Raw genomic sequence first — 25,523 nt, forward strand, 5'->3', positions numbered from 1 at the left:
TAACTAAAAATCATGTAATCAGTCAGATTTGGCGTGAACACACCCCAGAAAGTTACAAATGTCACCACTTTCTTGGTATTCAATATTGGCCTTTAAGGCCACCTAAATCTGGTAAAAAGCACTTATCGGGACTACCTTTATCTAGGGCCTGTTGACCTTTGCTGTTTGATTTTTGTTCCTCTGAGCGTGTTTTGCTCGCGGCGTACAACTTGCCCTATGTATACATCAATCAAACTGCTGCAGAAACAAACTTGAAAGATAAACAGGCCCTAGCAATCTTCCGTCATCGAACAAACAAGGATCTCCCATGGATAAGAAGCAAAACACACCATCGATTTGTCCTTTTGCACATGGTGCAAATACGTCGTCAGAGCATAGCGAGCACCAGTGGTGGCCAAATAGCCTGAACTTAGACATATTGCATCAGCACGATACGAAAACCGATCCGATGGATGCCGATTTTGATTACAAAAGCGCATTTAACAGCCTCGATTACCCCGCCCTGAAGAAAGATCTCGAGCAACTTATGACAGACTCGCAGCCATGGTGGCCCGCAGATTGGGGACACTATGGAGGATTAATGATCAGAATGGCATGGCACGCTGCGGGCAGTTATCGTGTTGCGGATGGTCGCGGTGGTGCAAACACGGGTAATCAGCGCTTTGCTCCGCTAAACAGCTGGCCGGACAACGGAAACTTAGATAAAGCCCGGCGTTTACTTTGGCCGATTAAAAGAAAGTATGGCAATCGTATTTCTTGGGCCGATTTAATCGTGCTGGCGGGCAACGTTGCTTATGAGTCGATGGGATTCAAAACCTTTGGTTTTGCCGGTGGCCGAGAAGATATCTGGCATCCAGAAAAAGACACCTACTGGGGCAGCGAAAAAGAGTGGCTGGCTCCCTCCAATAATTCAAACAGCCGCTATAGCGGTGAACGCGATTTAGAAAACCCGCTTGCCGCTGTGATGATGGGTCTTATCTACGTTAATCCTGAGGGCGTAGATGGTAATCCCGATCCGTTAAAAACAGCTGAAGATATGCGTGTTACCTTCGCTCGAATGGCAATGAACGATGAAGAAACCGTTGCCCTAACCGCTGGCGGACACACTGTGGGAAAAGCGCACGGAAATGGCAATGCCGATGAATTAGGCCCGGCACCAGAAGGCGCGGACTTGCATGAACAAGGTTTTGGTTGGATGAATCATAGCTCGCGTGGCATTGGCTCTGATGCAGTAACCAGTGGTATTGAAGGCGCTTGGACGACGAACCCAACTCAATGGGACAATGGCTACTTCTACTTGCTGTTCACGTACGAGTGGGAGCAGACCAAAAGCCCTGCGGGTGCATGGCAATGGCAGCCTATTAATATAAAGGAAGAAGATAAGCCGGTTGATGCTGAAGACGCATCCAAACGCTGCATGCCGATGATGACAGATGCCGATATGGCGCTGAAAATGGACCCTGCTTATCGTAAAATTTCAGAGAAATTCTATGCCGATCCCGACTATTTTAACGATGTTTTTGCAAGAGCGTGGTTTAAGCTTACGCATCGCGACCTTGGCCCAAAAAGCCGTTATCTAGGCCCTGAAGTCCCTAACGAAGATTTACTTTGGCAAGACCCCGTCCCCAGCGTTAACTACACCCTAAACGACAGTGAAATTAGCGCACTCAAGCAACAAATTCTAGCAACCAATGTGACGCTTTCAGAATTAGTAGCCACCGCGTGGGATAGTGCTAGAACGTTTAGATATTCCGATTTTAGAGGGGGTGCAAATGGTGCGAGGATCCGCCTAGCCCCGCAAAAAGATTGGCTTGGAAATGAGCCGGAGCGTCTAGCGAAAGTACTTGCGGCATTAGAAACCGTGCAAAGTAATTTTACGCCTACCGTAAGCATGGCCGATCTAATCGTATTGGGTGGCTGCGCTGCCGTTGAACAAGCGGCTAAAAATGCCGGTGTATCAATCCAAGTGCCTTTTGCCGCTGGGCGAGGCGATGCCACAGACGAGCAAACCGACATTGAGTCATTTGATGTATTAGAGCCTGTACATGACGGTTTTCGCAATTGGCAAAAACAGCACTACAGCGTAAAACCAGAAGAAATGCTACTTGATAAAGCTCAACTGTTGGGCCTCACAGCCAAGGAAATGACCGTACTGATCGGCGGAATGCGCGTGCTAGGCACCAATCACGGGCAAACATCGCATGGCGTATTTACCGATAACGTTGGCACTTTGAGTAATGACTTTTTCGTCAACTTGACCGATATGGCATATCGCTGGGAGCCAAGTGGAGAGAACCTATATGAGATAAAAACACGTGATACGGACACGGTAAAATGGACCGCGACTCGCGTTGATCTCGTCTTTGGTTCTAATTCTATTTTGCGCGCTTACGCCGAAGTGTACGCACAAGATGATAGCAAAGAGAAGTTTGTCCGTGACTTTGTTGAGGTATGGACCAAAGTAATGAATGCAGACCGATTTGACCTGAAATAGCTGCTTATAACTCAGCCTAGCCACTGGTGCGTATTTAACAGTGGCTTGGCCTGTTTATCCTATCCGCTTTATTTTTGCAGTACTCAACTCGCCGTCTTATGGCTCAAGCTAAAGTTAACCAAGAACATATAAGATCGCAATTTCAACATGCGCTAAGCTCAGCCACAATCCAATCTCGAAACGCCTTTAATTTAGGCCACTCAAAATGGCGCTCTGGCGCGACCAAGTAATACCGATATTCACATAACCATGCAAAGTCGGGATAGATTTCTAATTGGCCTAGCTCTAAAGATTGATTCACTAAACGTCGACGTAACAAAGAAAACCCCTGCCCTGCCACCGTTGCTTGCTGTACCAACGCCGCATTATCAATTTTGAGATTACTGAATGTATGACCACTCAAATCCAGTTGTTTGTTTAGTTCAAGCCACGCATGCTCATTATCCCGGCCTTCATCATAGATAAAATTGAGTTTAGATAGCTGTTCTCGCAACGGTTTGTTTGGGTCAATTAATCCAGGACGGTAGGCAAGGACTAACTCATCCTCCGCGATGAGCTCGCTTTTCAGTCCCGGATAGTTACCAAATCCAAAGCGGATCCCAATATCAATATCGTCGTGGTTAAAATCGGCGAGTTGCTCGGTTGGATCAATACGTAGCTGGTAGTCTGGTAATGCTTTGTTGAAGCTCGCCAATCTTGGCAACAGCCAACAAGTAGCAAATGAAGGCAAAACCGACAGGTTAATAGTGTTTGGGTTAGGATCTGATTTTAACGTCGATAGACCCATTTCCATTTGCCCAAAGGCCTTGTGTAAGTAAGGCAACAAGTCTTGTCCTTGCTGAGTTAGCAATACCTTTCTTGTTTGTCGTTCAAACAACATACATCCAAGCTGTTGCTCAAGGGTTCTTATCTGTTGGCTCACGGCGGCTTGAGTCACAAATAAGGCTTCCGCCGCCTGCTTAAAACTGCCTAATTCCGCCGCCGTTTTAAAATACCAAAGTCCTTTGAGTGGAGGTGATTTCATTCGCCATCTTACTTAATTAAAACTTAACTATAGGTCAGAATTTCTAGTTTGTCAGTTTTATGAATGCACACAATACTTAGCAGTGAAATCAGAGACGGAAGGAGTCTTTATCATGAAATACGCAATTATTCTTGCATTTCCTCTAGCAGCACTCGCATCAACATCCGAGCAGGTACAAACTGAAAAAGTATTTACCGATGCGGGATACCCCTACAAAAACTTAATTATGAAGGCCGAAAAAGTGGAGCTTGTTTATTCAGAAGAGCAAAACAAAACGACCTGTCGAGTTAAAGTCTATAGCGGTGATGTACTTCATGAAGGGGAGCCTATGGAGATATCGGCTAAAACGTTTTCAACCGATCCCGTCAAGGGCTGTCTTGCCCGACAAAACGCCAAACACATTTTAAGCTTGCTTTAATATGAGCTAACCCGAGATCAGAATAACAACTTGTGTGCTAGCAGTTGTTATTCTTCGGTTAGTTTCAGCTAAGCAACCTGGTTGATAAGTTGCTGCCGCTTGAACCAAAAAGGCGCATCACACCAACGTTTTTCCTTATTATAAAACTGCTGCTTTAGCGCTAAGTACTGATCAAACTGACGCGCTAAGTCTTGTTGATACATCTTGCTACTGTGGATAAACGCTTGAGATGTTTTGGTATTGCCGATAATGGCTGCTGCTTGGCATCCCGATGTCATGGCAAACCCTAATCCCATAGAGGAAATAGGGTCAAACGCACAAGCCGCATCCCCCACTGGTAGATAATTTTTGAGATGAGCAAAACTGTTAAAATGGCTCCCGGCAGGTCGGACCCATAGGTTTTCGTCGACCATCCTTGCCCCCTCAACACGCCTTGACATATATTTACTGCTACCTAAGTGCGCTTGCCACTGTGCCAAACGATTTAAGCGCTGCTTTGAGAGCAATTCAAAATCACTAAAATACGTTACAACTAACATATCGTTAGAAAGCGCCGCACTGTACCACCAGCCACATTCATCACTTTCAATTAGTTGAAGTTGCTCAAGCGCCCCCCGCTTTACTTTAAAGAAGGCACCAACCCCAGTAAGTCTGTCATATTGCTGAACAGCCGCTCTTAGAGATTTGCCAATAGACGAATTACGCCCTGACGCATCAACTAGATACTTGCAAACAATGGTGAACTGACCATAGTCAGGATGACTCACCACCACTGAGTAACGACCGTCTTGTAACTGAGTAATTGCTTTGCTTTTAGTGCGCGGGAACACCGTTCCACCGCGCTGGATTGTGCTTTCGAGCAAGGTTAGATCAAATATCTCGCGATTAATTTGATAGGTTGCTCTGTCTGGTGCAAAAATCGCGTGACGATTAGCAGATTTCTCACTTCCCCAAAATGCACTATTACCTTGAGTTGGAGTAAAACAGTGCGGACCGAAATCCGCTCTATCTATCTGCAAATAGTCCAATACCGAAAACACACTTGCAGATACACTTTCGCCAATTCTTAATTTTTGTAAATCAGACTGCTCGATTAAAATGACTGATAGGTCTGTGTGATTGAGCAAGTTTAATGCGGTGCTAGCCCCAGCAGGGCCAGCACCAATTACTAGCACATCACATTCGTGAGTACCATTCATATCCATTACCGTCTTGTTCGAGTACCGCTGCGAGGCACTTTTTTCGCAGCTCGTTTTTGCGTAATTGGCTTAGCCATTTTTTCTTCAAGTCCTTTTAATATTGCTTTGGCCTTAGAGCACCCGCACGACAAGTGATCTTTAAGGTCATCAGGAATATAAAACACCGGAATATCGGTTCCGTCGTCTTGGCAATTCCCAGTAATATCAGAGACAGGCACATCCTTATACGCAAACAGTTGGTGATTACGTTCGATTTCCGTAAAGTAGGGGAAATTCGGTTCATCACTATTTTGATTGCGGATAAAACCAAGTGCCGACCAATGCTCAACCATTTGCACAAAACTATTGATACCACGTGCATAGTTGACTTGCTGGCCTGCAGGCAGATGGGTAAGTGATTGATCATCAAATTGATTCGTCAATACATCCCAAGGGCTTTGTGGTGGCCACCAGTAACTATAGTAAGTTGGGGCAGCTGGCACCATTTGCGGATCGTCTTCCGTGCCAACGTTCACTTTATTCACCGTTGGCTCGGTAAAGTTCACATTTTGAATAGTACAGTTGAAAAAGTCTGCTTGCCACGGGCATGCCATGCGCTTGGTTAAATCTCCAGGCTGACATCCACCGCCTTCGCACTCATCACGCTCAGCATCCAAACCGCTCGGAAAGCCATTACCCATGCTTTGATCTTTGATGATATAAGGCGCCGCGTACACTGCTGGATTTTGTAAACTCCACGTTACCTCAATCCCTGGACACATAGGTAAGCCAACGCAATTACCCACGCTACCTTGATCCGCATAAAATACGCCAAACTCATCAACTGCGCTCTGTGGCGCTGAAGGTTTAGCACTTGAAAAGTTACCAGCGGCCCACTGACTCAGTAAGAAGTATTGAGTCTGCGTTAACGTCAGAAACTTATCGACAATATTGTCTTCAGCGTTGCTCACAGAGTTACTACCAGAGTTCATTGGCATCAGTGGTAAATTACCCTCAATACCATACTCGAATAGTTGCTGATTGGTTTGCTCGTTTGGCGGAGTTTGCTGCACTGTGGCTGGGTCAACTGGCTGTCTAAAGTACTTAAAGTAAGCCTGACGATTGGCTTTGTTATCTTCAGAATTGTCTTTAAAATCAAAAATATTGGAAACAAATGCCGACATAGATTGGACATTTGATACCCACTGATAACGGCTAATACGCTGGATAATCGGCTCAATATCTTGGTAATAATTTGCCTGATAAGAAGACTGATACTCACCATCGCTGTATAGCTCAGGACATAAGTTTTGTTCGCGCACCGCAACGTCAAACATAGTATCACTGAGGTTGGAGATATTAACGATTTCCGGTGCAAAATCCGGAGAGCCAACAATTACCCAAGCAGAGAGTTGCAAGGTTTTACCATCGTCAAACGTAACCGTGCAATACACAGTTCCATCCGCAATATCATCATGCCATGTGTCCGCACCACCGTAAGATTCAAGAGGCTGGTTACCACCCGCATTCCCTTTACCGCCAAGTACCACTAAGCGGCCTTCGTTATCGGTTAAAATGTCTCCGAGAGACTTTATTTCAGTGCCTTGGCACGGTTTGGGAGGGAAACTAACCGGATATCCTGCAGGCGCACTGGAGGCGTCAAATTCAGCCTTTGCATTTGCGCCAGATATCGTTCTTGGACCTGGGTCAATAATTAAGCTTCGGCGATCCGTTGCATCCGCATTACGCCACGGCGTGTTGCGATTGCTATAACTATTATCTTGACCATAGAGTAAGTTGCCTTGTAACTCATTAAACTCATACCATGCCGCCTTTTTATTAGCGACGTGTACAGTCCAACTAATGGATTTAACGTTATCGCTCGATAACGTAAGCTCATTGTTATTTTCGTCAATGATTTTAAAGGGTTGGCCCTGTCTGCGGATCCGGCCTTCTGCATCTTTAAACTGACTGACAGGGCTGTCTATCTTATTGCCCCATTCATCGGATTCAAACGGTAAACCACCTATTTTGTCTGGTGCTAAATAAAACTGACCATCGCTATTACCGAGTCTTGCGACACCGACAGAGGGGTGAAGTGAATAGTTCATATTTATATCCTTTAGATATAGTAACCACGGCACAAAACAACACACTTGTTAACAAAAGATACTCAAGTGTGCGCTAACTTTCGCTTAAATTGATTCCCAGCTAAGTAGAGTAACTTTAGCACCAGCAATAAAATGTGCATATTTCACGTCATTACAGAACATAAAACACGAACAAAATAAACTGTAATAACCTGATATTAAATGAAAATTATTTTTATCCTTTTTAAGCCATGTAAGAGGCAAACACTCACCAAACAAATCAGGTGATAAAAAACCTATTAGTTACAAACAAAAATCAATTGAAACATTTATTTCACAAACTATAATCTTTGCCCCTGCATTGAGTAAAAACTCTATTTTTGCTTTTAGTTTTCAAGGAGTAGATATGAAAATAAAGCCTCTTACAATTTCACTAGGACTTGCATTAAGCAGCACAGTTCAAGCATTCACCCAATTTGGTGGACAAGGGATCATGCCCATGGGACATGAATGGTTAACCCGCACCGCAGCACTAGAGGTGCTGGATGCCGAACATATTATCGAACCAGATCCCAACGACCCCAGACACGCTTGGCGCTATGGTCTGGCAAAAAACATCGCGCTACATACCGCACAAGATGAAATTACTCGACTTCAGTCCCAGTTAAACAATAACCCACTCTATGAACCAAGATACGACAGTGTGAACTCAGCTATCGTCGGTGAGCGTTGGGTTGATATTGCTGGATTTAACGTCACCAACGCCAGTACCGATCCTACCGGCCCAAACTGTTTTAGCGCAGTATCGCAAGAACCGGCTGACATTCAGCTAGATCACTTTATGCGCCGCTATGATGATATTGCAGGCCAAGGTGGTGTAGATGCAGCTTATCGCGCGCAAAAACGTTTTGTTCAACATTTTATTGATGCGGCCATGGCTGAGGAGAAGCGCCTCAAAGTGTGGGATGGTGGTGGTCACGCAGCTCTCGCGGAAGTAGATCATAATTACTTTTTGTTTGGCCGTGCCGTTCACCTATTTCAAGACTCATTTAGTCCAGAACATACGGTAAGGCTCCCACAAGATAACTACGAAAAGGTTTGGCAAGTAAAAGCTTACCTTTGTTCTGAAGGTGCCGAGCAGCATTCGCACGATACCAAAGATGTGCTCAACTTCGCCAGTGGCGATGTAATTTGGCGAGCGAATACACGCTTAGAATCTGGTTGGCAGTCTTATCGTATTAGTAGCATGAAACCGGTTGCGATTGTCGCGCTGGAGGCCAGTAAAGATCTCTGGGCTGCGTTTATTCGCACAATGGCAATACCAAAAGCACAAAGACGTAGCGTAGCCGAGCAAGAAGCACAGCGACTAGTACAAAACTGGTTGTCGTTTGACGAGGCCGCAATGCTGGCTTGGTATGAGGACGAAAGTAAACGTGACCATACTTATGTACTGGCCCCTAATGAGTCAGGAAAAGGGAAGTCACTTGAAGCCTGTATGACGGAGCTAAATGTAGGCACAACTAGCCAAACAGAGCGTGTTGCGCAGCTAGATGCAGAGCGAAACCAATGTCTTTTTAATATCGAAGCCGAACCTGGTTTTGAAGATCTTAACGACCCACACTTAGATATTCCCTACAACTGGCGCTGGAAATCTCTAACCTGGCAAACGCCACCAAGCGGCTGGACATATCCGCAGTTAAGTGCAGACACGGGCACACAAATCACGATAAAGTCACCCGTAAATAATCAGTATTTAGCAGCACAACCCCTGAACAATGACACCCGAATTACCTTTAGTCCAACTGAGCCTCTCGATTTAATTCAGGTAACCAATGCACAGGGTCAGCACTATTTTAGAGCCACTCAGGCCCCTTCACTGTTTTTAAGTTACAGCAGCAAAAGCGCCGGCTATCTCAAGCTCGTAGACTCTCCTAAGCAAGCACTCTACGCATTGATTTATCAAGGTGGTGTTTGGAATATCAAAAATCAATTTTGGCAGCAATATATTTGGTTTAACCAAGCGCAAAACCAACCTGAGTTAAATCGCCATGGCGAACCGGACCAGTTATCCGCAAAGTGGATGATTGAACCTTTTTAAAACGATTTATACCAGTTGTATTAAGTAAATGATCTATCTTGAAGCGGGGAAATAGCTTTAGTAGCAAGGCAAAAATTTTGCTATTTAGTTGTTCTAAATGAGAAATTTTTAACGAAGCTAATATGCTATTTCACCCTTCAAATTGATTAGAGAATTAATTCAATTGGTATTAACCTACACTAAGCTTGATACCAATGCATCAATAGTCTTATTCAACCTAGGTATAAGTACTCTTGACGCATTGGCTTATCATATTGAGGTCTGTTGCTCTTTCAAGCTTTTTGCACCAGTTTACATAGCTGTTGCGCCTCGTTAATCTATATCAGCATGACGGTAACATAGTGAAAATAAAGAGCTCATCTTGTCGCTCTTTGCTGCTCAACCTTTGCATCTAGCCTACTCGCAGCAAGCCAAGCACTGAGACTAGGACATTCCAAGAACAAAAACCAAACAACACCGAACGACAAGTACTGAAGCCTACTCTGTCACTTTGTCGGCTACGAGTAAAATTTGTCTCTCATAGTCTTCCAAGCCAAAAGTAGACGCTAAACTTCCACCATTTAAGTCCATATACATTACCCCAGCTTCAGACGCTAAGGGCGTAGCTGACCAAACGTATGCATACCCGCCTTCTGCTTCAGCGATAGCAAAAATATTAGGAAAAACCGTTTGGTTTACCGCAGGGTTAACACAGGCAACTTCACGGATTGAGTTAAGCTCCTTGATATTAGGCAAACGCCAATTCTTAATACCCGCGTATTGATAAATTGCATGACCTGGAGAAGTCCGGATCTTTTCTGCTGTTTTAAGGGCATCTTGCCAGTACATAGCGGTTGGCATTCCATCACAACTTGAAGTTTGTGCATTAAAAGTTTGCCCAATACTACAGCGCATCCAAGTAAGCTGTGTTGCTCTATCAGTTACTGTACCATCTTTATTATCGATAAAACCTACGCTAGGTGAAGAGCGTTCGATAGTTTGTGAACACGCTTGCTCAATAGCCTGTACAGTAAAGCACATTGATAAAGACAAAGTGACTAATAAATATCTCATTTTTCTGCTCCTAAAGTTACAAGCCTCACAGGTAATACACTTGGATATTCACATTCTTGTGCACTATCACAGTATTCATAAGAAGTCGTTGCACCAATATAACCACCGTTAAACCCAAGCGCCCACATGTGGGGGCATAGTACATAGAAGTGTGCCATTCTATCGATGGCGTTGCTGTCCATATGTCTCCGGCATGTGTTTCTGGGAAGTAATTAACGTCTACTCCAAGTAAAACATCGCCGTCATTCTTATCTGTGCTCGCAAAGTGCACTAAGCTATACAGCTCGTTGAATTTAGGTAACTTCCAGCCAGAGTGTCCACACAACCCGACACCGTTGTTTAGATTGTTTATGTAACTTTCATATTGCGATACTGTGCATACACCTTCTGCATTATCACAACTGGCTTCAGCCACTTCAGCAGGAAAAATCGATTCGCGGTCGCTAGGTTTAAATGCAAACAACGTGTCTTTGTGGCGAATACCTGCGTTTGCATCTTTTACTTCCCAAATTAGCCCTGTTTGTAAGTCTTTTACACAGCTCCATTGTTCAGCATCAGCTGCAAGCATTTCACCGGTACTACTGAGTTTTACATAACTAAAACCCGCAGCACCATCCGCATCATTATTTTGTGTAAGATCAAGGCCATAATCTGCGTCTTGACCTGGAAAGTCCGCAACAGAAGCGGTATTGTAAAAGCCATCTAGGTTAGCGAGTGCAGTGACCCCAGTGTCAGTCATAGGGAACCCTACGGACCAGTTTAATGCATTCGCAACAAAACTATCTAGCTGATTAAAATGACTATTGTTTTTTATCGCGGTAATAATATCTGCAAGTTGAATCGCAAAGCCCGCAAGAATAGCCCCCTTATTTTCACTTTGCTGTTGCGCAGCCTGCCACAATTTTACAAATTCAGTATTGAAGTTTGCTAAGTCTGCGCTTTGCGCTGTCAATAAAGTATCCGCTGACAAAGACAGTGATAAGCCATCGTTAAGTGTAGAAACAACAGCCTCAATTGCTCGCTCTCTACTTATGCCTTGTATCATATTCGCGTAAACCAGAGTCGTTGCAGGTGTCATTACGATACTAGCGTCATTTGCAACTGCTGCTGGCGCACTGAGTATCATCACATTGCCTTCTGTCACAATGTAGCTCTGGTTAAGGATTGCAACATCTTCACTTGTTAATGTTGCGGTTCCATCTGTAATTGAAGTTTGCACCTCGACACTGTCACACACTAAGTTTTCGTTGCTATCTGCGCATAAAGTACCGGTTACTGCGTTATCAACGCTGATCGAAACCGAATAACTAATTGGGTCTACCGTTGTCTCATTTTCAGTATTTGTTTTAGTGTCACCACTCCCCCCACCGCAGGCACTGAGACCTACAACCGAAAGCGCAAGCGCAAGCGCAAGCGGTTTCAATTTAAATGTCATGTTTACTCCTAGTGTGTATTTTGAGTCGCCTAAGCCCAATTAAAATTAAACCAATATTTAGCCAATACAGGCTGCCACTCGTGTTGTCATTTATTTTTTCTAGATGATTATCTTGGTCATCTGTATGTTCTTTATCGTCAGATGCAGAATGACAGTGATAATCGGTAACTTGTGAAAGCTGCCAAGCTTTAAGCGTAGGCGTGTTAATTAGTTCGGAGAAATCAGGCTTGTGGTCTACAATCTGAAGCTGCCACTGACCGTTGAATGACTGGCCTTCAAGTGGCGAGAAATCTACGTTTGCAACATCAGAAGGCAGACTAAATTCAAATTTTGAATGTGGGTAGTAGCTTTGATCCCAAATGACTACGGCAACACCCGCAGGGCTAATTAACTTTATACTTACTTGGCTCAAATCATTGTGTTCAAGCTGTAATTCAAATTTAAGGTCATCGCTAACCTGCAGAGATTGCTGCTCTACATCAAGGTAAAAGTTGGTGATCCCCTTACTGTGCACAACTCCACTAGGCTCACCGGTTGCGTCTTTAAGTATGCCTCCCTCACCTTTTACAACAAATAGATTTGGCTGGCCTAAGGTAACTTCTAGTTGCTGTAGGCTTTGATTCAATACCGGGATCCCCGTCGAATACTTCTCCAATACCGGAACAAAAGCACTCATCCCACAGCTCAATTCAAACGCATCATCGAAGGTGATGGAAAAAGTGTGTGTTATCGAATCTCCTGCCTTAATATCGCCAACCTGTTGAGTTGCGATTTTTATTGTTGAGTCCTCAGTTGACGCGAACTGGACATCTTTAAGCGAGTAAGGGCTGATATTTTTGATATTCACGACCACAGAGGGATCTGAAGTGAGAGTATCAATGACCTTGGCTTGTTCAATTACCAATAATTTTGGCAACAAGTTATGATGACTAAAATGCCGTTGTAAAATGTCGGCATAGTGTTCATTGGGGTACAGGCGCTTTGCCATATCGAGTGTAGACAGCGCTAAATTGGGCATAGTGATCCCCGCCCCTAGGCCAAACATAGCTTCAATAACAATCTTCTCCATGTCATTCATGCCTTTCACACCATAATGCGCTTCAGCTTCTTTGAAGGATTGAAATAATGGTGTGGACCAAAGCTGATCACCTAGGGAACCTGCAACATGAATATGGGCTGGGTAGTGATAATTTGGATTATACCTAGCTTTACTATCATTTAACGTTCTTGGCCTACGTTGTCCAAAACGAGCATCCCAGTTAAACATAACATCCGGCTCAAACTCGTAGCCTTGCGGATCTCGGTAACTATGACTTGCGGCGAAAAAATCGGCATACCCTTCCCCAATTGCACCGCTATCCGCACCGTCGTCATAGGGATTGATGAAGTTAGTAACACTGTGTCCATATTCATGCCATATTACATCAGCATCCTGCGCGTCAGCATGCCCCCAACTCCTAATAAAATCCGTTTTTGGTGAAATGAATATGCCGACTGGTCATTATAAGAACCTTGTGCATCAATGGTGATCGGCGCATAGTGGATCAACTTATCGCCAGTAAAACCCAATTCCTGCAAATGACGCTGAGCAGAATCGACGTGAAAATAGGCCATTTGTTGTAAAAAGCTGGCAGAGCTATGATTATTTTTTGCTACACCAGCTACAGGCAACATTTCCACAACTTCGTGTGGTTCTGCAAAGTCAGTTACTCGAGCATAAGGCCCCGTCAGTGCTAGCTGGTTGCCAATTAGCGTTAAATCTCTAAGCTCAACAAGTCTAAATGCTGCATCCGCAAATTCAGTCTGCGGTGTAAACTGTTGCTCAATGTCTTCACTCATTAAGCTAGTTTTTGGGTCTGGATCAAATAACCATGACTGCTTGATTCGACCTGAGTATTCAGGCTCAACTTCACTTTGGTAGGCAGGAATAGCGCCGCGTTGACCAAGGATTTTAGTGGCATCAGCATCAATAAAATAATGCTGAGTAACGATTTCACCTTGCAAGGTTTCACTTACTAATACGTTCCAAACAAATCTTAAACCTTGCTGCTCAAGCCACCACCCTCGCTTAATTTCTTCTATCGAAAAATGGTCAACTTGTTTATCAATTAATGCACCAACCTGCTCAATAGAAGGAGCAACAGAGACCGTGCCTTCATCCACGTTTAACGTCGAAAAACGAGAAACATACAATCGAAATGCTAGTCCTTGTTGATCCGTTGCAACACTATCCACGATATTAAATATTGGCAAAGCGTCATAAGTAGGCATAAAGCTATAATAATTGCCAAACTGACCTTTACGACGGTAAGAAAATTGATATTTTCTTGCTAACTTGGTTTCAAGTAACTGTTCAGCTTGTTGTGAGTTAATAGCACGACCAGTAACAAATTGAAGCTCTGCCGCGGTCGCACCTAGGTGCCACAGTAGCAATAGTAATAATGGTTTTTTCAAGATGGTCACCCTTTAAAATTTATACTGGATAGATGCTCTAAAGTTTCTACCTGGTTGTGAATAGTCGAAGTCGGAATTGGATTGACCAGCAACATCTTGATATCGGGTATAATGCTTATCTAGCACATTGTTTATCGCGGTATTGAATTTCCAATTTTTTGATAGTGTGTAACTTACGGATAAGTCTAGGCTGTGCCAACTTCCTGTTGACTGACAAGGTATTTCTACATTTAAAAATGGGTCTTGGCACGTAGGTAAGTCAGTCATCTGGCTTTGTCCATACCATTGCAGGTTGATTAAAAAGTCACTGAACTCATAATTGGCATAAAATGTATATTCGAGCGGAATAAGATTTCTTAGGTATTCTTGCTTGTCTTTATTCTTTCCGTTCATCCAGCCAATATTTGCGCCAAACATTAGTGACTCTAATTGATAAGTTACCTCTGCTTCTGCACCGAACGTATACGCTTCATCGATATTGACAAACTGGCGCTCCATTACTCCATCGTTTAATCGTAAACGGATGTTCACCCAATCGATAAAATCGTCGTAGCGGGTGTAATAAATACTGCTGGCAAAATGCAATTTATCAATTGTTTGCGAAAACCCTAGTTCCAAGCTATCACTGGTTTCTGCTCTCAACTGAGTATTGGCAACAATTTCAAACGGAGGAAAGGCAAATAAATGAGGAATATTGCCATATACTTTATCGTATGGTGCAGCTCGGTAGCCCTGTGCATATGCTCCGTAAGCATTAAAACCATAACTATTTTCATATCTGATTTGTGCGCTAGCTGTGACTTCATTTGAGCTCGTGTCTTCGTCACCTTCAGCAGATAATGCATTATGGTCGTAACGCAAACCAATTAACGCCCTAAAATTACTATTAATCTGCCAATCGTCACCAACATAAGCACCAAGTATCACTGTTTTAGCTGCATTAAACGGTGCGTCAATCGTCACTTTCCGCGTACCATTCTCAATCACGGTATCGACTTTAGGACGCTCATGCTCAACCTGTTCTGCACTAATGCCATACATCAGTTCATGATTGCCAAAAGACTTAGCAAAATCTAATACGCCACCAAAACTGGTCTGAGAAAAACGGTCTTCCGAAAGCAGCTGCCTATATCGAGTCTGAACCTCAAAAAATTGACGGCTGATTAGTTGCTCAGTATCGTTTTCGTGCTGTGTTTTGCGCCAGAACATTTGTCCAAGCGCATCATCAAAGATGAGAGATGAATTCACAGATTGCCATTTAACGCTGTGGCTATGAGTTTGTTGGAGTTCACGTTGTTTTTGAGACTCAACCAGCCACGCACCGTCATGTTGGGGCACGGTTTCCGGTTTGATTTTGTTTTCTGTCTGCTGTGTCAACCAGCTAAAATCATATGTAAAAAGGCCCAAACCTGATTCGTACTGACTACTAAATTTTGCGCTTTGACCTTTAACGTCTAGCGGAGCGCGTGACTCGGGAAAGTTTTGCTGCTCTTCAGCACGCCAGTCACTGACTTTTAATAAAACAGGTAACCCAAAAAATCCAGTTGCACCAGTGAGTGTGTTTTTAACTTCCGAGTTGGTACCGTTGTACAAGCTCTTAATTGCTAAATAGTTATCTTCACTTCTTAGATAATCATTTGCTTGTTTGGTATTCACTTTAACCACACCAGCTAGTGCACCAGCCCCAAAAAATGTTGAGGCTGGTCCCTTTGCCACTTCAATAGATTTGACGTCTTCCAAATCAAAATTAAATCGCCCAACCAGATCGTTGATGTCACTTGCGCCATAACCATCCGCAGCTCTACTACCATTTTGCAACACCAGTACGCGATTACCTGACATACCGCGAATGGTAATATTTTGAGGACGACCGCTATAACCTGTGATCGCCACACCTGGCTCCGTTTTAAACAAATCGCTCAACTGTGTTGCTACAAGCTGTTCAATATCATCATCACTTAGTACAGCCGCACTACCGGAAAGCTCTAACAAAGATTTTTCAGCTTTGTTTGCAACAATTTCTATCACTTCAATGGATTTAGAGTCCGCGTTGGCTGCATAACCGGGGAAGATAATTACTGAAGAAACAAAAGGAACAATAAAGCGAATCATTTTTACTTACACCCAAAACAACAAGATTGCGAATGATAATGATTTTTATTATTTTATCAACTATAAAATATAACTAATTTTTATAGCTCTAGTAATAAACTTTCGGAATAGAATGTAAGAGCGAGGAATAGCATTTACAACATATTTTTTTTAATGGAATTTAAAATATATTTTTGTTTTTACAGTTTTTTACATTCGAAAATAACTCACATTTATTAGCCCACAAGGCCAATCAAAACAAGTAAGTTTATTGCAAATAGGTAAATTACAGTGAGAACACAACAAGCCTATCTCGACTTGCTGTGTTTCTACTGGTGTTTACAAATATTGCCTTATTTGTAGCGCTATCAAGTGTATGTTTTTGAAGTCAACATAGGTCGAACCAAGGGCTGCAGCATACCCGCAAAGAAAATTCCTGCCAGTAGCCACCACAAGGTATAATCAGTTTCAACTTCTTTGCCTTGAGCGACTTGTTCTAACTTTTGACCAGTCACTTGCTCCATATTGGCTTTACTTGCTGTCATATCAACGTTAGGCACAGCTTGCCCAGGCATCAAGGGTACTAAACCAAACCCCGCATTTTGTTGTTCAACATACTCAGTGAACTTTTTATTATCGGTCACTACATCATGTTGATTTGCAATTTCGGTGTAAGTATCTAGCATCTTTTTCAATGTCTCAGGAGAGGCTTTCCAATACCCTTTTCTAACCGCTTCAAGCATACGCTCAAGGATCTGTGCTAATGCTTCGGCATTATGCTGCTCAAAGAACTCTCGCATCTTCATGTCATACTTATCATCAACATACACGTCAAAGAACTCTTGCCATTGATCGTCCCTGACCGCTTCGGGAGTCATCACTTCCCAACCCCACATGTTGTTCATTCGATCAAGTATTGCCGTTGCCCCAGCATACCCCGCGTCTTGCATTGCCTGTATCCAGCGAGGATGGAAATACCGACTGCGCATTTCATTGCTCACAAACTGATCTAATGTTTGGGTTTTCTCATGTCCTTTTCGACGTAAGTTCGCTACATACATCTTTGGAGTTTTACCGTCCAGACTGCGAACAGCTAAACCAATTCCACCAAAATATTGAAATGGATCATCATTAGTCATCAAAGCATATAGATTAGTCGAACGAGAAAATACAACGCCATCTGTACCCGATAACACCTTGGCATAGAGTCCTGTTTCTGAAAGATTCTCACTCCAGCGAGATTCATCTTTGCCATAACCGAACCCCATCCGGTCTAAGTAAAGATTCGCAAGCTTACTGTCATCGTCCCACGTATCTGAAGCAAGGCTCATTCCCGCCAAGCCAGTACCGTAAGCACCTGTTTCATTCGAAAAGATCCGTACCGATGAAAGGTAATCAGCATCATCCTCAGATTTTCCTTCCTCTATAAGCTGCTGTTTTAAATTGCTAGCGTGGCGATAAACAAAGTTGTTTTCTTCTTTCATCTTCGCCACTTTATCAATGGCTTCGGCCAACCACAGCATTACGTTAGGAAATGCGTCGCGATAAAGACCTGTTGCCGATATCACCACATCAATTCGCGGACGCCCCAATTCAGAATATGGGATCACTTCCGTACCAACAATATTACCCTGCGGGTTCCATTTAGGCTTTATACCCATCGCGTGTAAAATTTGTGCCTCTAACGCCCCTTGATGGCGCATAGTCTCTAGGGACCAAAGAGAAAATGCGAGCTTTTGAGGATATCGCCCATGTTCTGCCTGATAATCAGCAACAGTTTGCTCTAGCATGTTAACTCCTGCTTCATAGGCTTCTTTTGATGGTACTTTTGCGGGATTAAAACCAAGCAGATTACGACCTGTGGGCACAGCTGCAGGATTGCGAATAGGATCGCCACCGTGACTTACAGGTATGTATTGTCCTGATAATCCATTCAGTAAGCCCTCTAGTTCAGCGATTTGATGGAAGTTATCCCAATAGGTCTTTGCTAAGTCAATTGGTCCTTTAAGGGTGTCAGGTAACTCTAGTTGTTGTTGCCCACCCAACACGCTCTGCAATAACTGAAAACCCTCAAGTGCTTCAAGCTTTACAACGTTACGCTCATCAATTTGTTGCTCTTTTGCGAAAGCTAAACCATGCTCACGTTCATACTCACCCGCAAGGTGAGTAAAGTCGTCCCCAAGCATTTGTAAGATTGTGCTGTATAGATGCGCCTCTTCCGGTAGTTCGCCAAAAATATGGATCCCTAAAGGTTGGCTCATCTGCGCTAAGGTATTAAGATGATCTTGCAACTTACTAATATGTGCATCGAACGCTTGAGATAAAGCCTTTTCGTCAAGTCCTAAGTCTTTCAGCATATTCAACTTAGTTGCGAGGGTAATGATTTCTGCCCGTGTATTCTCACGCGTCAAGCCTTCAGCAAGCATCAGATAATTTGTAATAAGCTCACTAAGTTCAGCAACGTCCGTATAAAGCCCTGCTTTGGCAAACCCTGGAGTAAGATGACTTATCATAGTCGCTCGGCCTCGACGCTTAGCTTGCATCGCTTCACCAACATTATCAATAATATATGGATAGAACACCGGAATGTTCCCAATTGCCAAATTCGGCGCATCATACACAGATAATCCGCGCTCTTTACCACTTAACCACTCTTGTGAGCCGTGCGTGCCTAAGTGAATTACCGCGTCCGCACCAAACGTCTCTCTAGCATACAAATACATTGCCAAATAACCATGGTTAATAACGGACTTTGTGCTGTGATAGGCTGCTGAATGCTCTTTTGCGTTACTGCCGCGAACCCCTTGAGGCAAAATTATCATGTTGCCTAAGTCCACCCGTGGAATAACAAACATAGGTTCACCATTGTGTTCACGCACCATGGTACTTTCGCTTGGCTTGCCAAATTTTTCCACAATTGGCGCTGTAACGTGTTGTGGCAAAGAGTCAAACCAACGCTGATAAGTGGATAAAGACATATAATCAGCAAGACCAACATCAACCAGTGCTTCAGCATCTTCTCCACGATAATAAGGACGTAAAAGTTTGCCAGCTTGCTCAATAATTTGCTCTGGATGAGCTTGCTTCACATCGTAACCCTTGGCTTTCATTGCATCGGCAATATTCACAATTGAGCTTGGAACATCTAAAAATGCAGCACCTATATTTTTTTCTCCGGGAGGGTAATTCCAGATAAATGTAGCGATTTTTTTCTCACGATTTTTAATATGCGCTAAATTCGCGTGATTAAATGCCCGCTCAACCAGCGCATCAAGCTGCGCCTGCATTACCACCTTCACACCTTTATCATTCGCAGCGATGATGCTCGGATCTACACTCCCTGTATCCTCAGGCATTACTAAGAAAAATGGCGTTAACGAAGGAGAAATGCCAGCATGATCTTGGTTAAAAGCAGCTTCATCACCTTCGGTGTAATTCATTGCATGAATAACTGGAACCCCAATTTGAGCAAACTCAGCACGACGCTTTTCTACGTAGTGAAGTGAGCGGTAATTAATGAGCAAATCAACTCTCGCCCCATTCTCATCCGTTAATAGCTCTGGGTAAGTCAATGACTCGTCATTACCTTCAAAGAAAAAGGCGAGCGCCTTTGCTCCTTTCTTTTGTAATCCATGGATTAAGGCATCCACGACTTGTTGTTGCTCGTAGTCAATTACAGAGCGGTGAATAGCAATCGCGATAACCGGCTGATTGTCTTCAACATCCAACCAGTTAAAGAATTCGCTTTGATTAGCTGTAACGCTAGATTTAAAATCAGGATGATATAGACCTACATTTGGCACTACCTTTACCGGCTCTGGCGCTTCACTCGATAACCCAAATACCTTAGTCGATATGTACAACATCATGTTACGGTAGTTTTGGCTACCTGCATTATTGTAGTATGCGCCCAATGTTGTATGCTGCGACGGGGATAACCCTTGATTCATTTTCATGTTTTCAAGATCCCCTAAAGAGATCACTGGAACCTCCGGATAATCTGTCAAATATGATGTGTAATCTGCAAACATATACTGTGACAGCATAGGATTAATACCATCCAGTAAAATCAACTTAGCACTTTGCCAAGCGGCTCGGATCTCATCTTCTGATTTGCCACGAGTGCTAAAGTTAGTCAGTTTAAAAGGCTGATCTTCGGCCAGCGAGAGCAATAACTCTCCTTTTGATTTAGAAGCATGTCCTGACATCATAATCAACACTTCAGGCTGTTGCTGTGCAAAACTTTGGAAAGAAGACAAAGCTAAAATGAGCAGCGCGAATAGTCGGGTCATCTGTTTGTCTCCTTCGCATTGTTTTCAGTTTTCTTTTCATTCTCTGGAATATAGACAAAACTACCGTCTGCCATTTTATATGCGACCCCGGCTCTCATGCCTTCTCCAGAGCCTATTTCTCCATTAGATTTATATTGCTTAATTTCCTTGCCTTCTTTCACGATCACTTCCATGTTGGGTTCACCGGCGTTTTTTACCACAGTGACATTTTCTGATGTAAATGGACTGAGTGGATTTTGCGCAATAGAAATCAGTAACGCCGCGATAATCACCAAAAAAACATCAACCAAATTTACGGCACTCACAATAGGGTTTAATTCTTCGTCTTCATCTAAAAAGCGCATGGAAATTATTCCCCTCTCAGTTTTCGAATGTTGATCAACTCCTGAGCACACCAACGTTTCTTAACCGAAGCGGGCCAAAAAGTAAGTGTAGAAATAACAAGTCCCCATATTACCGCAGCAAACGCAATAATTAAGTTTTCGCTGATCCCCTGAATGTTACCGTCTGCGAGCGCCTTTAACGCCGGCCCCATTGGGATCATTGTCGCGATAAGACCTAGCATTGGAGCAACCCGCGTAACAATTCGAAGCGTTTCGAGCTGCTTTAATGCAAACACCTCTAACTCATCTTCAGATGCGCTTGGATTCGCAATAAAATAGTTATGAACATGAAAGCCGTTGTGGCTTTGTAACGACTTATTATCTATTCCACGTTGGTATGACAAACGACTTTTCCTACGAATTAAAAATTCGGATACAAAGCGTCCAAGTGCAAAAAATGCGTAAACAAAAAGTACTGATATTACAATAATAACTGGCGTCATTAGCAGCTCAGATACATTGGCCATTAGCATTTCTATTGCTTGTATATTCACAATAATTCCCCTCTATAAATTATCGCGACAATGTACTTGAAAATGTAATAACTTACAACAACACAAATGGAAATTATTATTATTTAGATTGATCTTTTTAATAATAGAGGTATGATCTTCGCAAATTTTAGTAGCAGCTCAGCAATAAAATATTCATAGGAATCTCATCATGCGCTTTGCAAAAACACACTATTTGCGACTACTTATCGCCTCAATTATTGCTTCTGGATCAACGGTTGCGTTAGCCGATAACGCGGTTTCCGCAGATGATTTAGAAGTTATCGTTGTTAGTGGATCTCGTAGTGAGAAGCCACTTAAAGACGTAGCAGCTAGTATCTCCGTAATGTCTAGCCAAGACATCGAAGAACAAGTAATCACCGATGTAAATCAGCTTTTTCAGTATGATCCAAGTATAAAGATTACGGGTCGTATAGGTGGTGCACAAAATATTCAGGTTCGAGCTATGGGCGGCGATAGAGTATTGATCATAAAAGACGGTATGCGCATGAATGAAGGCTATGGCGCGGATGGACTCAACGATATAGTGGGCCGAGGTTTTATTGATACTGATACGATAAAACAAGTTGAAGTTGCGAAAGGAGCCAGCTCATCTCTCTATGGTTCCGATGCGTTGGGGGGTATTGTGGTATTTACCACCAAAGATGCCAGTGATTATCTTAACGACAATGAGCATCTTGGCGCACGTGTAAGGATAGGCTATAGCGACCTCAGTGAACAAACTAATCTAAGTGCAACGCTAGCAGGCCAGCATGGCAATTTTGACCACTTACTGAGCCTAACAGCCAGAGATGGTAAAGAGGAGCAAAATAAGCACAACACCCGCGCTCCCTTTGATATAGACTCTCAAAGCTTACTTTACAAATTAAAATACAACTTCAACGACAAAGATTATGTCAATGTTTCTGCTGATCTGTGGCGCCAAGATGTAAGTGGCGACCTTGCCGATGGTCTATTGGCATATTTCCGTGGTTTAGCTAAATATGGCTACAACATCGCGACGGAAAGTACAGAGACCGAAAAGCACACAGATTCGTTCCGCCTGAGTTATCACAACGATACGGGCAATAGCGTTTGGGACACAGCACAGTTTAATTTGTATTACACAAACAGTGTTCAAGACGATCAAGAGTATGCTTTACTCGATATTAACGCGCCTATGTTTGGTGTTATCGAAAAACGCGACATGTGGAAAACCGGGACTTATGAGCAAACTACGTATGGTTTTATTTCTCACGCGAGTAAAGCACTCGATAAGCAACATACTCTTGGTTACGGTGTTGATATAGAAACCACTGAGAGCCTACGCACAGTACGTGAATACCGAGAAGTGGAAGGCGAAGTCATCAAAGATGACATTACCAATAAATTCCCGAAAAATGATACACTTCGCGCTGGCCTATTCATCAATGACGAAATAAAGCTACTAGATGACAAACTTATAGTTACACCAGGCCTACGTTTCGATTATTACAGCATGGACCCAAGCGGTACCTTAAAGACCGATGGTACAGAATTTGCGAAAATAGACGATCAACATTTATCGTTTAATTTAGGTGGTTTGTATTATCTAAACAACATGCTTTCTGTTTTTGCTCAGTACGGCCAAGGGTTCAAAGTACCGCCTTATGATCTAGCTTATATTGAACACTACAATCAGGCTTCTGCAGAATATTTATATGAAATCTTACCAGCAGAGGACTTAAGCCCAGAAGAAAGTGACACCTTAGAACTTGGATTACGTGGCCATATTGGTGACTTCACTATTTCAACTGCACTGTTCCACAATAAGTTTGATAACTTCTTGTCTACAGAGCTTATAAGCCGTGAAACCATATTGGATGATGAAGGAAACTTTGCCTATAACCATGACAAATTCCAATACCAGAACATTGATTCAGTTACGATCAAAGGAGCTGAGTTCTCCACCACTTACTATGCTACCGATACATTGTCTGTTTCATTTAGCGCAACATATCAAGATGGTAAAAATGATGAGACAGATGAATATATCAGTTCCATTAATCCGCTGTCAGGGAACCTAGGCTTCAAGTATCAAAATGATATGGTGAGTTCAGATCTTATCCTTAATTTTGCTAAAAAAATGACCAAAGTGAACACAGGTAAATACCAAACTCCTGGATACGGCACGATTGACTGGTTAGCACAAGTTAAATTGGGTGATAATACTGCCGTAAATTTAGCTATCCGTAATCTATTTGATAAAACTTACTACCAACACGGCAATCTTGCAGGCCACGGTATGACAGAAAGCTTAGATGGACTTGAAAGTGCGGGACGAAGCTTTGCAGCCTCTATCCGATATGACTTCTAATACTAATTCGCTTAATTAAGTGAACTATTTTGAGGCGAGAAAACCTTGTCGATAACCCCGGTGAAGGCCAACTTCACCGGTGAACAGCTCTTAGCTTTGCATCTCTACTTGCTTAATTTATCCAAAGTCCGCTATGATTTTTTACGCAGCCAAAAGAGGCTTCCTTCCACGCTTAACCAGGCTTTTTTGCCACCACAATCTATATAACTTAAGACTTCTTCTTTTGAACCCAATGTGTAGCCATATATCTCTTTTTGCTTAGTCTTTTCTTGACCTGTAAGCATCTTGATAAAGTGCTTATTGTACCCTTTGATTGTCGCTTTTAGCTCATTCAAAGCTTTGCTCTCGCCACCCTGCGCAAAATGCATCAGCGCCTCTGCAGATAGCATAAAAATACTCTCTTCTTCATATTCATCAAGGCAAGCTTGTAGTTTATCCCACTGTTTTAAGATGACTAAACCGTTCACATACAGGTATCGACAGGCTTGATTATCGTTTGGATTAAGTCGCTGCAGCACGTCTAGCTCATCAACCGCCTCTTGTACTCTGTCTGCCCAAAAGTAAATCCATGCTTTATGGTAACGAATAAACATATAAGGTCTGGTTTCGTGGATAAGCCAAAAATTGCCTTGATTTTCCTCAATATAATCAGGCGTAATAAAGTCTTGTTCTTCATTAAGGATAAACTGGTCAAGTAAAGGGATTGAATCAATGTGAGTCAATTTGAGTAAGTTCTCAATCAGTGAGTTTCTTATTTCTTCTTGTTCTTCATCAAAATCTTCTTCAAATTCAAACGCTCCGAGCTCGTTGTCTAGCTCAGGGTCCCAAATTAAAGTATCCCCTAACTCCATAATCGCGCCAGCCAAATAACGCTTTACGTCATGAGCCTCGCGCTCAAAAGGCATCGTAGGCTCAGCGTGTGAAAACGCCGCCTTTGCTGCATCTAAGCTAGTAAATCCGGTGAGCTGTTGTTGTAATTCATTTACCGCACCTTTTTGCTCTAGTGACAAGTTCTCAAAAGATACTTTATCCAAGGCCTTAAGCAGACCAAGACAAAAGCTCGGTAACGGAGCCCCTTCTACTAATGATGCTGCAAAGTCTTGCTTAGATAGCGCACACTCTTTTGGCAACTTATAAGTTTTTCCATCCAAGCTTGAGACACACTGTTCATGCAAATACATTAAGGCCTCTAACTGAGCACGGTAAATAGCCGTGTAATCACCAAAGAGCTCAGGCAACCACTCGTGTATTTCAGCAATATCATTAATGGCAACTTTGCCTATCACATAGCCTTCAACAAAATAATAATCCGGTTGATGCTGAGTATCTTGAGAAAAGGCATTAACTGCTTTGCGTAACGCACTTGGAGTCATATTGAATATTCCTTTAACAATTGAATAAGTAGGTAGGAGCCGCTTTATTCGGGGATCTCTACACAAAACATCGCGGAATAAATCCGCTCCCACACTAGCCCCCGCTGGTGGGAGCCGCTTTACGCGGCGATCTCAACAAAAAACATCGTGGAATAAATCCGCTCCCACCATACTAGATCCCACTGGTAAAAACCACTTCAAGTATGAGCCGCTTCGTGCGGCGATCTCTACACAAAACATCGCGGAATAAATCCACTCCCACCACACTAGTCACCGCTGGTGGGAGCCGCTTT

General features: G+C 43.1%; 16 protein-coding genes. 4 read left to right on the forward strand and 12 right to left on the reverse strand.

Annotated elements, in window-relative coordinates; genetic code table 11:
* Positions 1-307 precede the first annotated feature (307 nt).
* Positions 308-2,494: a catalase/peroxidase HPI gene (katG, locus tag GSF13_RS02130; RefSeq protein WP_211865871.1), complete on the forward strand. Its 2,187-nt coding sequence runs from the start codon at positions 308-310 to the stop codon at positions 2,492-2,494.
* A gap of 142 nt (positions 2,495-2,636) precedes the next feature.
* Here the strand turns inward: katG and GSF13_RS02135 are convergent, their stop codons facing one another.
* Positions 2,637-3,518: a LysR substrate-binding domain-containing protein gene (locus GSF13_RS02135; RefSeq protein WP_010607467.1), complete on the reverse strand. Its 882-nt coding sequence runs from the start codon at positions 3,516-3,518 to the stop codon at positions 2,637-2,639.
* 112 nt (positions 3,519-3,630) lie between these two features.
* Between GSF13_RS02135 and GSF13_RS02140 the strand changes: the two genes are divergently transcribed.
* On the forward strand, positions 3,631-3,936 hold the full coding sequence (locus GSF13_RS02140; protein WP_010375339.1) for a hypothetical protein: 306 nt from the start codon (positions 3,631-3,633) through the stop codon (positions 3,934-3,936).
* 68 nt (positions 3,937-4,004) lie between these two features.
* Here the strand turns inward: GSF13_RS02140 and lodB are convergent, their stop codons facing one another.
* Both lodB and lodA read right to left on the reverse strand, forming a co-directional pair.
* Positions 4,005-5,135, reverse strand: a complete 1,131-nt coding sequence (gene lodB / locus GSF13_RS02145; RefSeq protein ID WP_249122668.1) for a lysine-epsilon-oxidase maturase LodB — start codon at positions 5,133-5,135, stop codon at positions 4,005-4,007.
* A 5-nt stretch (positions 5,136-5,140) separates the two neighbouring features.
* Positions 5,141-7,225, reverse strand: a complete 2,085-nt coding sequence (gene lodA / locus GSF13_RS02150) for a CTQ-dependent lysine 6-oxidase LodA (protein ID WP_010607464.1) — start codon at positions 7,223-7,225, stop codon at positions 5,141-5,143.
* A 385-nt stretch (positions 7,226-7,610) separates the two neighbouring features.
* Here lodA and GSF13_RS02155 point away from each other — a divergent pair, with 385 nt between their 5' ends.
* The gene (locus GSF13_RS02155) at positions 7,611-9,302 is read left to right on the forward strand and encodes a hemolysin D (RefSeq protein WP_174170675.1); all 1,692 of its coding nucleotides are present in this window, start codon (positions 7,611-7,613) and stop codon (positions 9,300-9,302) included.
* A 477-nt stretch (positions 9,303-9,779) separates the two neighbouring features.
* Here GSF13_RS02155 and GSF13_RS02160 read toward each other — a convergent pair whose 3' ends face one another.
* From GSF13_RS02160 to GSF13_RS02195, 8 genes are all read right to left on the reverse strand, one after another.
* A complete protein-coding gene (locus tag GSF13_RS02160; protein WP_010607462.1) occupies positions 9,780-10,355 on the reverse strand; it encodes a DUF1566 domain-containing protein in 576 nt (191 codons plus the stop codon).
* Positions 10,356-10,380: 25 nt separating this feature from the next.
* Positions 10,381-11,790, reverse strand: coding sequence for a DUF1566 domain-containing protein (locus tag GSF13_RS02165; RefSeq protein ID WP_211865875.1), 1,410 nt, complete (start codon positions 11,788-11,790; stop codon positions 10,381-10,383).
* Positions 11,780-13,057 carry a proprotein convertase P-domain-containing protein gene (locus GSF13_RS02170; protein ID WP_211865877.1) on the reverse strand — a complete coding sequence of 426 codons (1,278 nt, stop codon included), beginning with the start codon at positions 13,055-13,057 and terminating at the stop codon, positions 11,780-11,782. Before GSF13_RS02170 ends, GSF13_RS02165 begins: the two co-directional genes overlap by 11 nt.
* Positions 13,058-13,209: 152 nt before the next feature.
* A complete protein-coding gene (locus GSF13_RS02175; protein WP_211865879.1) occupies positions 13,210-14,244 on the reverse strand; it encodes a hypothetical protein in 1,035 nt (344 codons plus the stop codon).
* A 12-nt stretch (positions 14,245-14,256) separates the two neighbouring features.
* Entirely contained in the window at positions 14,257-16,356 is a 2,100-nt protein-coding gene (locus tag GSF13_RS02180) for a TonB-dependent receptor (RefSeq protein ID WP_211865881.1), read from the reverse strand.
* Between the two features lie 347 nt (positions 16,357-16,703).
* The gene (cobN, locus tag GSF13_RS02185) at positions 16,704-20,627 is read right to left on the reverse strand and encodes a cobaltochelatase subunit CobN (RefSeq protein ID WP_211865883.1); all 3,924 of its coding nucleotides are present in this window, start codon (positions 20,625-20,627) and stop codon (positions 16,704-16,706) included.
* A complete protein-coding gene (locus tag GSF13_RS02190) occupies positions 20,624-20,971 on the reverse strand; it encodes a DUF2149 domain-containing protein (RefSeq protein ID WP_010607457.1) in 348 nt (115 codons plus the stop codon). Before GSF13_RS02190 ends, cobN begins: the two co-directional genes overlap by 4 nt.
* 5 nt (positions 20,972-20,976) lie before the next feature.
* Entirely contained in the window at positions 20,977-21,504 is a 528-nt protein-coding gene (locus GSF13_RS02195) for a MotA/TolQ/ExbB proton channel family protein (RefSeq protein WP_010607456.1), read from the reverse strand.
* Positions 21,505-21,673: 169 nt separating this feature from the next.
* On the opposite strand from GSF13_RS02195, the gene GSF13_RS02200 reads away from it, so the two are divergent.
* The gene (locus GSF13_RS02200; RefSeq protein ID WP_174170669.1) at positions 21,674-23,857 is read left to right on the forward strand and encodes a TonB-dependent hemoglobin/transferrin/lactoferrin family receptor; all 2,184 of its coding nucleotides are present in this window, start codon (positions 21,674-21,676) and stop codon (positions 23,855-23,857) included.
* A 131-nt stretch (positions 23,858-23,988) separates the two neighbouring features.
* On the opposite strand, the gene GSF13_RS02205 is transcribed toward GSF13_RS02200, so the two are convergent.
* Positions 23,989-25,230, reverse strand: coding sequence for a hypothetical protein (locus GSF13_RS02205; RefSeq protein WP_206471144.1), 1,242 nt, complete (start codon positions 25,228-25,230; stop codon positions 23,989-23,991).
* Positions 25,231-25,523: the final 293 nt, after the last annotated feature.

Source organism: Pseudoalteromonas sp. M8, assembly GCF_018141365.1.
Taxonomy (GTDB): Bacteria; Pseudomonadota; Gammaproteobacteria; order Enterobacterales; family Alteromonadaceae; genus Pseudoalteromonas.

Bases quoted from the DNA above. Each gene is read 5' to 3' on its own strand.
- GSF13_RS02190 (WP_010607457.1), bottom strand. From the start codon at position 20,971: ATGCGCTTTTTAGATGAAGACGAAGAATTAAACCCTATTGTGAGTGCC.
- GSF13_RS02155 (WP_174170675.1), top strand. From the start codon at position 7,611: ATGAAAATAAAGCCTCTTACAATTTCACTAGGACTTGCATTAAGCAGC.
- lodB (WP_249122668.1), bottom strand. From the start codon at position 5,135: ATGAATGGTACTCACGAATGTGATGTGCTAGTAATTGGTGCTGGCCCT.
- GSF13_RS02180 (WP_211865881.1), bottom strand. From the start codon at position 16,356: ATGATTCGCTTTATTGTTCCTTTTGTTTCTTCAGTAATTATCTTCCCC.
- katG (WP_211865871.1), top strand. From the start codon at position 308: ATGGATAAGAAGCAAAACACACCATCGATTTGTCCTTTTGCACATGGT.
- GSF13_RS02165 (WP_211865875.1), bottom strand. From the start codon at position 11,790: ATGACATTTAAATTGAAACCGCTTGCGCTTGCGCTTGCGCTTTCGGTT.
- GSF13_RS02135 (WP_010607467.1), bottom strand. From the start codon at position 3,518: ATGAAATCACCTCCACTCAAAGGACTTTGGTATTTTAAAACGGCGGCG.
- GSF13_RS02140 (WP_010375339.1), top strand. From the start codon at position 3,631: ATGAAATACGCAATTATTCTTGCATTTCCTCTAGCAGCACTCGCATCA.
- cobN (WP_211865883.1), bottom strand. From the start codon at position 20,627: ATGACCCGACTATTCGCGCTGCTCATTTTAGCTTTGTCTTCTTTCCAA.
- GSF13_RS02200 (WP_174170669.1), top strand. From the start codon at position 21,674: ATGCGCTTTGCAAAAACACACTATTTGCGACTACTTATCGCCTCAATT.
- GSF13_RS02205 (WP_206471144.1), bottom strand. From the start codon at position 25,230: ATGACTCCAAGTGCGTTACGCAAAGCAGTTAATGCCTTTTCTCAAGAT.
- GSF13_RS02170 (WP_211865877.1), bottom strand. From the start codon at position 13,057: ATGTTTAACTGGGATGCTCGTTTTGGACAACGTAGGCCAAGAACGTTA.
- GSF13_RS02160 (WP_010607462.1), bottom strand. From the start codon at position 10,355: ATGAGATATTTATTAGTCACTTTGTCTTTATCAATGTGCTTTACTGTA.
- lodA (WP_010607464.1), bottom strand. From the start codon at position 7,225: ATGAACTATTCACTTCACCCCTCTGTCGGTGTCGCAAGACTCGGTAAT.